The organism is Anaerobium acetethylicum, assembly GCF_900096945.1.
In the GTDB taxonomy this organism is placed as follows: Bacteria; Bacillota; Clostridia; order Lachnospirales; family Lachnospiraceae; genus Anaerobium; species Anaerobium acetethylicum.
Genome location: NZ_FMKA01000001.1, coordinates 566,476 through 579,818 on the forward strand (window position 1 = coordinate 566,476; position 13,343 = coordinate 579,818).

Below are 13,343 nucleotides of genomic sequence, written 5' to 3' on the forward strand. Positions count from 1 at the left end.
CGGCTAATGCCTTTACCCAAATACCACCCAAACAACTATACGACATTTAGAAGCTGAATTGCCTCCACCTGCTGCTGCTGAAGCACATGAATATATTTCGCCCTTGTTATGGCCTGGGATCCATGGCCCATTAATTTGCTGACGACGGAAATGTCTACTGATTTTCTTACCAGTGTCGAACCGAAACTATGCCTCAGGATATGGAGTCCGCAGTGATCGATTCCTGCCTGCTTCAATACCAGGTCGAATGTCCTCTGCAGGTTCCTGCTTGTAACCGGCTTGCCATTTGAAGCGGATACGACCAGGTCCGTCACAATGCCGTGCGCTTTATTGAACTTCAGAATCTCCTGAAGATAATGGATGGCGCTGTCATTTAGTGGAATGCATCTGACCCCGTTCGCTGTTTTGGTGGATGCCACCACCTGAATCCTCTTCTTCCCCGTGTCCTTCCCCCTGTTGACTACGTTGCTCATAACCGCCTTGTTGATGCTCATCGTCTTTTTCTCGAAGTCGATATCTTCAAAAGTGAGAGCCAGCATTTCGCCGACACGGACGCCGGTATTCAGCATGATCATATAGACAAATGCGTATTTGTAATATGGTTCGCCGTTCTGGCGTCTCATATCCGCCACCTCTTTTAACCGCTTCATTTCAACATCATCCAGCGAGAACATCTCTTTCGTCTTCACGACGAAGTTATCCGACCGTGGCATCTTTACAAGACACATTGGGTTGAAATTGATGTCTCCACGGAGTGCGGCATATTCAAACAGGGGATTCAAGAGTTCAAAAATCTTCTTCACGCTAGATCTCGACATGGGCTGGGTTTTCCCATCCGAGGGATTTACCTTTTCATTGATAAGCCTCTGTATATCCGCCGAATCAAGGTTTCCCATCTGCCTCTTTCCGATTGTGTTTTTCACATGGTGGATATACGTACTCTCCATCCTGTCATAGGTGGAACTTTTAACAACGCCCAGCTTATAGGTGATCAGCCAGTTATAAAGATACTCGTTCAAAATTATCTTTTTGACGTTGTTATATCCTCTTGCCCTGAACCTGATATATTCCCTCAGCTTCTTTTTGACTTCGTTCTCCGTTTTGCCATACAGAGATTTTGACTCGTTATCAATGCACAGCCGTGCTTCCCATGTTCCGTCCTTTCTCTGCCGGATGCTTCCCATCCCGTCATCTCTTCTTTGTTTCTTTTCATTTTGCATTTCGTCTGCCATATAAATTTCCCCTTTTTATACACCAGCAATAACCTTAGCTCTATTGTAGCATACGTACGTTCGATTTTCTATCATGATTAATAAAATATCTCGTTTCCAATGTTATCTTCTATCCATTTTTCAAGTGCATTCTTGGTAGTAATATAATCCCTCCCTATTTTGACAACAGGTAAAACTCCTGACTGCATAAGCTCACACATCTTCGTCTTGCCGAACCCGAATAGCTCCTGCAATTCTTTTGCATTCAATACTTTTATATTTGTGTCTTCTATGTTCTGCACCCTTCCTTATAAGTCATCTGGATATCCTGAACTATCATAACAGCCGCAACAGAATCGTTGCCACTGCTATGATCGGTGTAAATGCTGCTTCATTCTCTATATCAGGTATTTTCCTCTTCCCAATCCCCCAGCCGGGTTCCATACGTACAGTCTTGTCATCGACCATCACTATATCCCAGCCAGAGCCTGTCCCGGCCGGATATAAGAATGCCTCTTCTATGAAAATGCAAAATGCTGAGACTCATGTGCTGATTTACCTCATTAACTCCTGTAACACTATGAAGAGTCTCTTCATTCAGGTGAGTACAAGCCTCTGCTCATAACCTTGGGCGAACAAAAAAATCCCTTTGTCAGGTTGGTCGTCGCACGAAATGGGCTTGTACCGCCCGCCAGAAACTGTTCTGGCAGGTGAGGATAAACTTTGGACGTATGGTTGTCCTATTCAGTTTTCATCGGCTTATTCCTAAGCATGAATAAATTATACAAGATAAATCGCTATACTGAAACCAACCAGCACTACCACTTGACCTACCGTGATACTGCAAGTTACATCTCACAACCTGTTTTTTCTCGATACCTTCCAGGATTCCTTTCAGGGTTTTCAATGCCAGTTCGACCTGCTTTTTTTCTTTATGACAAGTTAGATTCCCTTATCTAAATAAAATTTAACACCTTCATCCCAAGCCTTTTTAGCATCAATTGCAAGAATAACTGGCTTATCATTACATCTTTTACCAACTTAAAATGCTGTTTCGATATCATTCGATAAATGAACATATTGCCTTACTTTTGGTAATAACCCTTGATTCTCTATTGAATTCAATCAGTTCGCTAATGGCAGCTTCTAACCAAGCCCAAAAATCATCATATTCTTTTCTTTGCTCATAACCTTCTGATGCAAAATCATGCTTCTTTAGCATACTGTTATCTCAGTTCTGGTGGCTGCCTCATCTTCCACATTGCCATCGGATGATCTTTTACCCGTTCAATTATCTTCACATCCTGAAATAAAAGTTCTGGTTTGTACTCTTTATTTTCAAACGCAGTCATATATTCCATTTCTTCAGGCGTTACAATCATAAGTTCCTTTATGTATCTTTTAGCCTGTTTCTTCCTCTCGTCCAAGTCAAAGTTATCTTTTTTTCGAAGTACCGGAAATAAATCTCTTTTAATTTTCGAAAAATCAATGGTCTCGATTGCCGATGTGTCAAATGTTTTATTTACCTTTTCCTGGGATATTGTATTGTAGAATATAATACATTTACGAAACAGCTCTTGCTCCGATTCACCAAACAAGCCAAAATACTCCATGTTATTAAAATCATACAAATCCCTTGCCGCAGCTCTGCTCATTAATGCATTTGCCTTTGCAGCAAATATCTCCATAGGTGCAAGTGTAAGAATCTCCATCTCATCTTCAAAAATATCAGTTAATATCCTGCTCTTTACTGGTTCGAAAATATGCGATCTGAGCGAATAATTCAGTTCAATCTTAATACTGTCTCTATTGCCTCCAGTATTCTGATATTGAAAATGAAATGCATCTAAACTAAAACTAAATCTTGATGCTGGTGAAATCTGATATCCTTCTTGCAGCATATATTCCTTAAGTATTTGTGTTACTTTTTCTCGGGATATCTCCATATCTTCTCGATTATAGTTTTGTACAAAATCCATGTCTATATCAACCGAAAGCCTTGGAAGATTGAATACTGTCATGTTAATTGCTGTTCCACCTTTTAGCAAAAGATGTTCTCTCAGGTATTCCTGTTCATTGATAAACATCAGTATTTCCTTTAATCGAAGTACTTTTTCAAACGTATCTCGAACAAAACCGTTTTTCATTGCAATTCGTCCGATCTGCGCTTTATTATATTCCATCATTTACAATCTCCTCTCCGTTCTTTATATGTGAAATACTTTTTGGTACAACTATTTTCCAGGTATCGTTATATACCGCATCACTGGTATCTTTGGTTAGATACCTTTTGCTTTTTCCAATCTTTTGTCTGCATAATGAAAAAAATTCATCTGACAAACCAAGTTGTTTCCTTAAATTCCACAACAGAAATCCCATTTTTTGATACAAAAATTGATTGTTATACGCTTCTAAATACTGTACGATTCTTTTCTCCTGCAAATTATGCAGTCCCTGGATATTTGCAATCGTTTCCTCTAATCCAGATATTTTATCCATATCTTTGATGGTGTCTACTAATGTGCGCTCTTTATCCGTCACTTTTATACCCCCACTATACTTCACAGATTCAATGCCCAGCTTACATTTTGCCAGAACGCACTGGTAGGTATAGCCATCAAATTCAAAAGACTGAAATTTGGTCTCTGAAGAAACATACACATCATAATAGACCTGATCAGCCAGACCATAATACTCCACTGCCGTATGATGAGAAACATAGGATGTTGGTGTAATGTTACTGGCAATTTGAAATCGGTTGGCAATTGGTGCACCAGTCTCTCCGCTGATACAGGTATACATATTGTTCCGTATTTTAACTACAGTTCCTTGCTTCAAGAGCCGCTTAACTGCTGAGCGTGCACTTTCTATTTTATCTTTATCATAATATTTACATACATCTTCCATTGTAAATACTGGTACTTGCATTAATTCAAAGTATAGATTCATATCATCCTCCGTTTACTTTCTGCTAAAAATAGTTCATACACAAACTATTTTTCTTTGTTTTTAAACTATAATATCACTTTTTGAAATTAATGCAAGTTTATTTTCATGACATTTCAGGTCGTTATTAAACTAATTTTTTCAATTTTTAAACTTGTATGATTTGCACAATCCCAAGTACCCCTTTACATCTCATGGTATCTGAGATTCTCTGCCTATGGCTCCAGAGCTTCCAGATCATTGCTTGCTTTCACAAAGGAATAAAAAATAATTCAAAAAGTGAAACCAGCAGAAAAGAAATTCTTCGGGAATTTGCTTTTGCTCTTGAATTTGAGAACATAGCAACAGGATTCGGATTATAGTAATAATTATAGTAAAAACAAGGTATTAAGACAGGGCAATACCTCAACTCACTGCCTGTTCCTTTTTTCTTTTAACTTACCATGATTTATTGTCAGATTCCGATGTGTTCATAGGGTCAAATATCGATTAATATTTTATTTTCAGCCATATTATCGGTGCTGTTGGGATGATAGGTCTGCTACTCGATATTCTTTAATCTTTTCTAAAATTTCTTCAAGCCAGTCCCTCGCTTTAATTCCTAATGACGGGTAATAATCAACCAGTTCTGCCTACTATATTCATAAGTGGTCACCGTTACGAATCCACAGGTTGTCACTGGTCTCACAGAAACGGTGGCCCACCTTGTCATAGGTATAAACGGTTGTTTTTCCACCAGGTTCTGTTACTGAAACAAGATAGGCACGAAAATAGGGACTGGAATCTTGTTACAATTCCAATCCCTTACTTTATTTTTTTAGTGTGTAAGTCTTTTGAATCCCTCTCTTAATTGTCACACTTCTGTGGTGCCTTTTTTGATTAAACTAGTTAAATCCTCTTTATTCTTTACAAGCGATTTGCCAAATATACTGGATATCTCCAAATGTTTTGATTGTTCCTCTATTATTACGCAGGCCTCCTACTCATTATCATCTGCTGAAATTCGTGAATATATGTTCCTCCTTCTCCGGAAGACCATACTGTTCTTTACCCAGCTGTATGCTCTTAATTAAGAACGCCATATTTTTACCCAGCGTGCGCATAATCTGACATCCTTCTTTATCTGCGTAGACATCTTCTGGTGTGTATCCATGTACCATATTCCAATACTGACTCGAAGCGATTGGCATATTTGATATTGTAAAATACTTATTCAGCTCATCAAAAGTAGCTGTTGTACCACCTCTTCTTGCCGATACTACTGCTGCTCCAACCTTCATCGTCTTATCGCAGTTTGCACTGTAGAACAATCGGTCTGCAAATGAAACCAGCGTTCCATTTGCAGATGCATAATAAACGGGAGAACCGACCACTATCCCATCACATTCTGCCAGTTTGGGGGCTGTTTCGTTCACGATATCATCAAAAACACATTTACCCGTAGTTTTACATTTACGGCAGCCAATACAGCCTCTGATGTCTTTATGTCCTACATGGATAATTTCTGTTTCAATCCCTTCCTGATTCAATGTCTTTTCAACTTCTGATAACGCCGTGTAAGTACATCCCTTTGCATTTGGACTTCCATTAATTAGTAATACTTTCATCAAGACAACCTCTTTTCGTTTTATATTTTCATAGTTGCAGCTGCATGTGATGTAAGCTGTGTGCCGCATACACCCTGCACTAGCTGAAAGGTTTTCATGTTCCTTCCGTACTGCTAGCTTTTCTTCGCTTTACGCTCTTCCACCATCTTTGCGAACCACTCAACCATTGCCGGATCATAATGTGAGAAGAATGCACTTTCTTTCTTATCAAGAGCTGCGATTGTATCCATATCTTCACTTGCAAGTTCGAAATCAAATACATTAAGGTTTTCAACCATTCTCTCATAGTGAGTTGATTTAGGAATAACAACCACACCTCTCTGGATATGCCATCTTAAAACCACCTGCGCAACACTCTTGCTATATTTCTCTCCGATTCCTTTAAGTGTAGCATCATCGAACAAACCCCCACGTCCTTCACCGAATGGAGCCCATGCTTCAATCTGCACGCCATACTTATCCATGTATTCCTTAGCCACTACCTGCTGATTATACGGATGCGTCTCCACCTGATTGACCATAGGTTTGATACGTGCAAAACTTGCAATATCTACCATTCTGTCTGGATAAAAATTCGAGATACCAATTGCACGAATCCTGCCTTCTTCATAGAGATCTTCCAACGCTCTCCATGCGCCGTAATAATCTGAAAATGGCTGATGGAGCAGGCACAAATCAAGATAAGTTGTCTGAAGCTTCTTTAATGATTCCTCAACTGACTTTCTGCATTCTTCATATCCGTAATGTTCAACCCATACCTTAGTGGTAAGGAAGATTTCTTCTCTTGGCACTCCTGATTTTACAATTGCTGCGCCCACTTCCTCTTCGTTAAAATAGCTCTGTGCTGTGTCAATAGATCGATATCCTGCCTTCAATGCATCTAAGACACATCTTTCGCATTCGTCCTTCGTTACCTGATAAACTCCATAACCTAATATAGGCATTTCTACTCCATTACTTAATTTTACATATTCCATAATTTATTTCTCCCTTCGCCTTTCGCACATTTCCCCTGTTCCTGATGTAACATATACTATTATTCCAAACCTTCTACCCATGCCTGTATATCCTCTGCCGAAGCACCAGAACGCAACTTTTCACCTTCAAGCCAGTTTCCCGTTCCCGCCATCTCGGCAAGTAGTTCACCACTTTCTCCAATACCTGAGGATGCAGCAGTACAAAACGGAATGACCGTCTTTCCTGTGAAATCATTTGCTTTTACAAATCCGTCAACTGGCCAGGCTGCGATTCCCCACCATATTGGATAGCCGATAAACACGGTATCGTATGACTCCCAATTATCCACGGCTGCAGCTATAAGCTCTACATTTCTACTGTCTGGATTATCATGCTCCTTGGTTACCCGACTGTTATCATCTGACCAATTAAGATCATCATCGCTGTATGGTTCTACTGGTTCTAATTCAAAAATATCTGCATTCATAGTTTCTGCAATTGTATTAGCAACTGCTTCTGTATTGCCTGACGCCGAGTAATACACAACAAGCACTTTTCCACCTTCACTCTCAGTTTCTGCAGACATTTCATCAGAATTATCATTTATTTCTTCGTTTTCGTTTGATTCTTTACTTGAATCATCACTTACCACACCTGTTTGTGACGCGCTCTCTGATTTTTCTGACTGCGTTTCGTTTGTATTGGACCCGCATCCGGTAAGCACACCCATAAGAAATGTGCTGATTAATACCATAATGATTTTTTTGTTATTCATAATTATTCCGTCTCCTCATAAAACTTATTTTTTAGTTACTCTGCCAGCAGTATCAAATTCTTGAAGGTTCTACTGTTTTACAATTTCTTCGAGCCGCTCCAGCTTTCTGGTTCCTGGTATTGGTGCGATATAGTCCTTTTTGCAGATTATCCGTCAAACGCCCTTTCCCATTTCATATGCTTCCTGCATTGCTTTCTTTGTTTTTACGGAACCAGCTTCATATGTTCCAGTTCCATAGACCACTCCTTTTTCCCGAGAACCACCCAGACACACTGCAAATCCACGGAAACATTCCAGTGTCACATCCATGGCAGCTTTGTCTTCATCTGCACAGGTCATAATGTAATAGAATTCTTTATCCTTCAGTTTTGTCCATTGAGCCAGCGTTCTGTCAATTACAGTTTTCATCTGTGCATCTATGGAATAGAAATATACCGGACTAGCAAGTACGATACAGTCTGCGCCGTGCATTTGCTCCAATATCTTAGACATATCATCTTTGATGGCACAGACCCCTGCATGGTCCCTGCAATAGTAGCAGGCTGTACAATAACCTATTTTCTTCTCTCTAAAAAACACTTTCTCAACAGTATTGCCTGCTTCTGCAGCTCCTCTTGCGAACTCATCACATAAAAGATCTGAATTGCCCCCTTTTCTTGGGCTTCCTGATAAAACTAAAATATTTTTACTCATTGTGTTTCTCCTTCTTGTTTATCTTTACAAATAATTTCTGTAGATAATATCCTGCAAAAATCATAAGAATCGTTATTGCAAGCAAATCCAGTTCATAAAAAATAACCGGTTCTTCGTAATCGAAAAATACAAAGTGCATCTGTAATGTTATGTAAGATATAAAATTCCTCTTGAGCAATGCATATACTCCATATGCAGATACCTTGTGTCAGTGCACTACTTCATCCAGCCACTTTATGACTGCTTCTGTTTGATCGGACTGCATATCTCCGCCTCGTATGGCAAGTCCATCTAAAACCGTTGCATCAGGCTCGAAGTTCTTAATTGTGCTATATGTCCCTCCATCACCGGAACCTTCATGCGTATTAAAAGGAATAATTGTTTTTCCACTAAAATCATATTCATCAAAAAATGTGTACATCATCATTGGAAGCGTGTACCACCATATCGGGTACCCCACGAATACAACATCGTAATCATCCATATTTACGTCTAAATCCTTGAATTCAGGTCTCTCATCATTGTCCCGTTCAGCTTCCGTATAATCAAACAATTCCTGTCCTTCAGGATAGGGCTTTACCGGCTCAATTCTTCTGAAATCGCCGCCAACCTGATCGGATATCGTTTTTGCTAATTTCTGTGTATTTCCCGATTCTGAGAAATATACAACTAATACTCTTTTCCCATCCATGCCTATCTTAGCTACTTTATAATCTTCGCTTACAATATCGCTATCTAACCCAACACTGCCTCTATGTGTAAAATAGTAGAACCCACCTCCTACGCACACAAGAATTAATAAAACCACTAATATTTTGACTGACTTTTTGTTCATAAAAACTCCTTCCTCTTTCCTTATCTCTATTATAAAAAATTCGAGACTTCCTTAGAAGTCTCGTTTAGTGTTTCAGCATAAACCCAAGGGTGTATACTCTTATGCATTCATCAATAACCCCGTGATAAGAGCAACAATAATTACAAACATCAAATACATGATAAAGCGGCGGGAACCCAGTACGATTTTAACAGCACCCAGATTGGTAATCTTAGTAGCCGGACCGGTAATCATAAACGCCGCGGCTGACCCCATGCTCATTCCGTCATATAGCCATTGCTGTAAAAGAGGTATCGTTCCACCTCCACACATATAGAGCGGAACCCCTATCGTCGCTGCCATCAGTACACCAAATCCCTCGTTTTCACCAAACAAATCAACAAATGCATCTGTTGGTACATACCTCTGAAATATTGCCGACAATACAATTCCGATAAGAAAGTACAATCCGGTCGCTTTCACATTCCGTCCAAAATTTTTCAGTAGTCGGATCAGCAGATTCGGATCCGTATCACGACTTTTTGATTCTGCAAAGGACGAAAAGTTAAAAAACGAGGTTTTCCTGTAGAATATGTGTACTAGCAGCCCTGCCGCAATACCGCATAGAAGGCAGGATACGATCCGCATTGCCAATACCTGTGTTCCTAATGCTACGCTGTATATAATCAGCTGAGGATTGAGTAAGATTGATGACATCATAAACGCCGCCAGCCAGTCGTCTCTCATACCCTTCCCCGAAAAGGATGCGGCAATCGGAATCGTTCCATACATGCAAAGCGGTGAAGCGATACCCAGCAGACAGGCTGGTACTATACCAAATATACCCCACTTTTTTTCCTGTAAGTTACTAAATAGCCGGTGAATTCTTTCCTTACCGAACACGGACACTACTGAACCGATGATCATTCCCAACAGCCAATAAGGAAATATCTGTCCCAGCTGTACATTAAAGTAGTACCAGAGATAAACAGATTCACGATGCAATATCTCAATCATCAATGCTCACCAATTCATAGGTACGACTTCCAAGTCCGATTTCTTCTGCACTTTCCAACGCATGAAGACCGTTCATTTGTTCTATCCTGTTAACAAGAGCTTTGCTGCCTTCCGCAGCATATACAAGATCGATACACGCCTGGTCAAGCGCAACCGGATCGGTTGAGGCAAGAATTCCAATATCATGAATATCCGGTTTAGCCGGATTCCCATTACAGTCACAGTCTATACTAATCCTGTTCATAACATTAATATAGACAATATTTTCCCCATTTCCGAGACTATCAGAAACTGACTTGCCTGCATCAGCCATGGACTCCTGGAAATCATCCTGATTTCCTCTCCATGGGCTGGTATGACTTTTTCCAGCAGTATGGATCAGGCATTTTCCTTCCCTTGAGCCAAGACCGATTGAGATATTTTTTATAGCACCTCCATAGCCAGCTATCTGATGTCCTTTAAAATGAGAAAGTACCAGATAAGAATCATAATTCGCAAAATGTGATCCAACAAGATTCTCTTCCAGATGAGTTCCTCCATCTACAGGCAGACTCATAGACCCGTCAGCATCCAAAATATCCACCGTTGCGATATCTGTAAATCCATGATCTTCCGCTACCTGCATATGCATAGCCGTTTGACTTCGGGAACCACCATAAGCCGTATTGCATTCCACAATCGTACCATTTACAGACTGCACCAAGTCTTTAATCAATTCCGGTCTCAGATAATTACTGGCTGGTGGTTCTCCTGTGCTAAGTTTCACCGCAACATTTCCTTCAGGTGCCCAGTTTAGCGCCTGATAAGCAGACATCAATCCTTCCGGACTGATATCGGTTGTCATATACACTACCGATGCTTCCCCTGACCTTAGGTCTTCCTCTCCCGTATCAGATGAAGCTGTCTGTTCTGTGCTGTCAACTTCTGCATCGGCACCATTACTGCTTGTCTGAGAATTGCCACATGCTGCCAGAGAAAACACTACCACCAGGCTTAAAACCAGACTACCCACTTTTTTCAATTTCATATCGTTCACTCTCCATTCTTTTTAATCAACTACACCTTAATTTGAAATTGTGAGAAATTTGTGAGAAAAGAGGTAGATATATATGAAATTCGGATTTTTATGCAAAACCAGCATAAAAACACCTCGCGGTACTGGACTACGCAATAGTTACGAATATTTATACCATTCGTTAAGTTGTTAGTTACCACAAATGTTGTCTGAATCTGGACACTCAAACCAAAAAGTGGTTAGCCCATCTTCACAATCCACTCCATAATGCATATCATGATCCTTTAGAAACGTGCTGACAATGGAAAGGCCGATGCCCGTCCCCTTATTGCGTCCGCCATGATGTTGACTGCGCTGATATCTCTCCCAGATGATTGCGCGATCCTCTGCCGGAATAGGCTCTCCCGGATTGATAACAGAGACCCTTGTCTTATTGCTCAATTTCTCGATCACTACATCAATCATTCCACCATCTGCGGTATGATTGATGGCATTGTTTAATAAATTTCGCATCACCTGACAGATTTTCATTGCATCTGCATGAATTGGAATATCATTTAGTGTACTCGCCAACCGAATCGTGATTCCATATTCAGCGGCATTCTGTTCGCAATGGGCTATCTCAGATTCTACAATCTCATACAGATTGTACCAGTCCATTTTCAGTTTGACATATCCAGCCTGCAGCTGAGAATAATCCATGATGTCGCTGACCATCTCACTCATCCGTCCGGCTTCCTGTATGATAAGATTAAGGTTATCATTGCGCTTTTCATCATCTTTCCAGTTAATATCCCTCACCATTTCAGAATAGCCCCTGACGAGGGCTAAAGGTGAGCGAAGCTCATGTGACACATTGGCGATAACCTCTTTTCGAAGGATATCCACCCGCTGGAGAGCCTGACTAAGTTCCTCCACCGAATCGGATAATTGCCCCAGCTCATCATTCATGGAAAGTCCCGGCGTCGCCGTCAATTCACCCTTTGCAAGCCTGTCGACAGTGCTCTTTATAATGCGGATCGGCTTTACAAAATGGCGGGAAAGCAATGCTGCCAGCATCGCAGCAACCAGTGTCAGGATTATGCTCAGCGTGACCAGTTGATTGCGGTTGATACGCAGTGCTATGTGTAATTGATCCAGCGTTTGATATAAAATCACCGAAGCCTGCCGGTCATTATAGAATACTGGAATACCAATTTCCAGGACTATTGGATCAGCGTTATATCGTATGATTTTATTGTAGGATTTTCCTTGCAGAACCTGCTGGTATTCTTCGCTCCGCTCCACATATTTCATTGATTCTGACATTGATGCCATGGACTCTTCATCAGAAATTTTATGTCCGATGCTGTAAAGTGCAATCAACTTTCCGTCACCGTCAATCAACAGCATTTTCCCGTTGATTGACTTGCTCAGAGAAAGAAGAAGCTGATCGTTACCTGCGAGATCCTTTTTTTCTAAATCTTCTACGTAAGTCTGTATGTAGCTCTGCACTTCGGCAATCTTGGAATTCAAATAATTCTTCTCAAATAAAAATATTTGACCGATCCACATGAAAGCGATACTGAGCGCCACCAGGAGCATCATGATGATCCACAAACGCAGAACAATCTTTCCACGCAAGGGCGGCTTCTTGCGAATCTTAATTATATTCAAATTTATACCCGACCCCCCACGTAGTTTGAATTACTTTCCTGTATTCGCCTAAGTGCTCCCGAAGCGATTTGATATGAGTATCAACTGTACGTGCATCTCCGTAGTATTCATATCCCCATACCTTGTTGAGAAGCTGTTCGCGGCTGAGTACAAGCCGTTCATTCTGTACGAGATATAATAGGAGATCAAATTCTTTGGGTGGTAAATTAAATGCCTTTTCACCAATATTTACTGCTCTCGATCCCGGAGAAATACACAGCTCTCCAAAAATAAGCTTATCACTTGATTTGTTCCCGCAGCGTTTGAGTACTGCTCCGATTCGGGCCATTAGTTCTCTGGGACTAAATGGCTTTGCTAAATAATCATCTGCTCCAAGGTTAAATCCCAGCAATTTATCATATTCTTCACTTCGGGAGGTCAGCATAATAACTGGAAGCTGACTCTCCCTCCGTATTTCTCCCAAGGTCTCAAAACCATCAAGTCCTGGCATCATGACGTCCAGTACAACGATATCAAATTGTGTATTATTTACTTTTTCGATTGCTTTATGTCCGTTTTCTGCCTCCTCGCACTGATACCCATCCAATTCTGCGTAGGTCAGCACCAGCTTTCTAAGATGTATATCATCATCAACAATCAGCAATTTTGGCAT

The 13,343-nt window shown here is 40.6% G+C and carries 16 protein-coding genes; all 16 read right to left on the minus strand.

From position 1 onward, the window contains the following. Positions 1–35: 35 nt before the first annotated feature. The 16 genes from BJR36_RS02520 to BJR36_RS02585 all read right to left on the minus strand — a co-directional run bounded on the left by BJR36_RS02520 (position 36) and on the right by BJR36_RS02585 (position 13,343). The gene (locus tag BJR36_RS02520; protein ID WP_091229604.1) at positions 36–1,232 is read right to left on the minus strand and encodes a tyrosine-type recombinase/integrase; all 1,197 of its coding nucleotides are present in this window, start codon (positions 1,230–1,232) and stop codon (positions 36–38) included. A gap of 77 nt (positions 1,233–1,309) precedes the next feature. Further along, positions 1,310–1,513 carry a helix-turn-helix domain-containing protein gene (locus BJR36_RS02525; protein WP_091229607.1) on the minus strand — a complete coding sequence of 68 codons (204 nt, stop codon included), beginning with the start codon at positions 1,511–1,513 and terminating at the stop codon, positions 1,310–1,312. A gap of 34 nt (positions 1,514–1,547) precedes the next feature. Further along, entirely contained in the window at positions 1,548–1,679 is a 132-nt protein-coding gene (locus BJR36_RS20850) for a hypothetical protein (RefSeq protein ID WP_278276577.1), read from the minus strand. A 592-nt stretch (positions 1,680–2,271) separates the two neighbouring features. After that, positions 2,272–2,433, minus strand: a complete 162-nt coding sequence (locus BJR36_RS20180; protein ID WP_169823542.1) for a hypothetical protein — start codon at positions 2,431–2,433, stop codon at positions 2,272–2,274. Between the two features lie 4 nt (positions 2,434–2,437). After that, the gene (locus BJR36_RS02530) at positions 2,438–3,397 is read right to left on the minus strand and encodes a nucleotidyl transferase AbiEii/AbiGii toxin family protein (protein ID WP_091229610.1); all 960 of its coding nucleotides are present in this window, start codon (positions 3,395–3,397) and stop codon (positions 2,438–2,440) included. Continuing rightward, positions 3,384–4,160 carry a type IV toxin-antitoxin system AbiEi family antitoxin domain-containing protein gene (locus BJR36_RS02535; protein WP_091229612.1) on the minus strand — a complete coding sequence of 259 codons (777 nt, stop codon included), beginning with the start codon at positions 4,158–4,160 and terminating at the stop codon, positions 3,384–3,386. Before BJR36_RS02535 ends, BJR36_RS02530 begins: the two co-directional genes overlap by 14 nt. Before the next feature lie 986 nt (positions 4,161–5,146). Then, positions 5,147–5,764: a flavodoxin family protein gene (locus BJR36_RS02545; protein ID WP_091229614.1), complete on the minus strand. Its 618-nt coding sequence runs from the start codon at positions 5,762–5,764 to the stop codon at positions 5,147–5,149. 113 nt (positions 5,765–5,877) lie between these two features. Continuing rightward, positions 5,878–6,741 carry an aldo/keto reductase gene (locus BJR36_RS02550; protein WP_091229616.1) on the minus strand — a complete coding sequence of 288 codons (864 nt, stop codon included), beginning with the start codon at positions 6,739–6,741 and terminating at the stop codon, positions 5,878–5,880. 59 nt (positions 6,742–6,800) lie between these two features. Continuing rightward, complete coding sequence (locus BJR36_RS02555) at positions 6,801–7,496, minus strand: flavodoxin (RefSeq protein WP_091229619.1); 696 nt, start codon at positions 7,494–7,496, stop codon at positions 6,801–6,803. A gap of 153 nt (positions 7,497–7,649) precedes the next feature. Then, entirely contained in the window at positions 7,650–8,189 is a 540-nt protein-coding gene (locus tag BJR36_RS02560; protein ID WP_091229622.1) for a flavodoxin family protein, read from the minus strand. Then, on the minus strand, positions 8,182–8,328 hold the full coding sequence (locus tag BJR36_RS20545) for a hypothetical protein (protein ID WP_207648802.1): 147 nt from the start codon (positions 8,326–8,328) through the stop codon (positions 8,182–8,184). Before BJR36_RS20545 ends, BJR36_RS02560 begins: the two co-directional genes overlap by 8 nt. Positions 8,329–8,397: 69 nt before the next feature. Beyond that, the gene (locus BJR36_RS02565; protein ID WP_242875431.1) at positions 8,398–9,024 is read right to left on the minus strand and encodes a flavodoxin; all 627 of its coding nucleotides are present in this window, start codon (positions 9,022–9,024) and stop codon (positions 8,398–8,400) included. A 99-nt stretch (positions 9,025–9,123) separates the two neighbouring features. Then, on the minus strand, positions 9,124–10,020 hold the full coding sequence (locus BJR36_RS02570) for a permease (RefSeq protein WP_091229625.1): 897 nt from the start codon (positions 10,018–10,020) through the stop codon (positions 9,124–9,126). Next, a complete protein-coding gene (locus BJR36_RS02575) occupies positions 10,013–10,864 on the minus strand; it encodes a DUF362 domain-containing protein (RefSeq protein WP_334292921.1) in 852 nt (283 codons plus the stop codon). Before BJR36_RS02575 ends, BJR36_RS02570 begins: the two co-directional genes overlap by 8 nt. A gap of 360 nt (positions 10,865–11,224) precedes the next feature. Continuing rightward, positions 11,225–12,691 carry a sensor histidine kinase gene (locus BJR36_RS02580; protein ID WP_091229632.1) on the minus strand — a complete coding sequence of 489 codons (1,467 nt, stop codon included), beginning with the start codon at positions 12,689–12,691 and terminating at the stop codon, positions 11,225–11,227. Further along, the gene (locus tag BJR36_RS02585; protein WP_091229633.1) at positions 12,678–13,343 is read right to left on the minus strand and encodes a response regulator transcription factor; all 666 of its coding nucleotides are present in this window, start codon (positions 13,341–13,343) and stop codon (positions 12,678–12,680) included. The genes BJR36_RS02580 and BJR36_RS02585 overlap by 14 nt, the downstream gene beginning before the upstream one ends.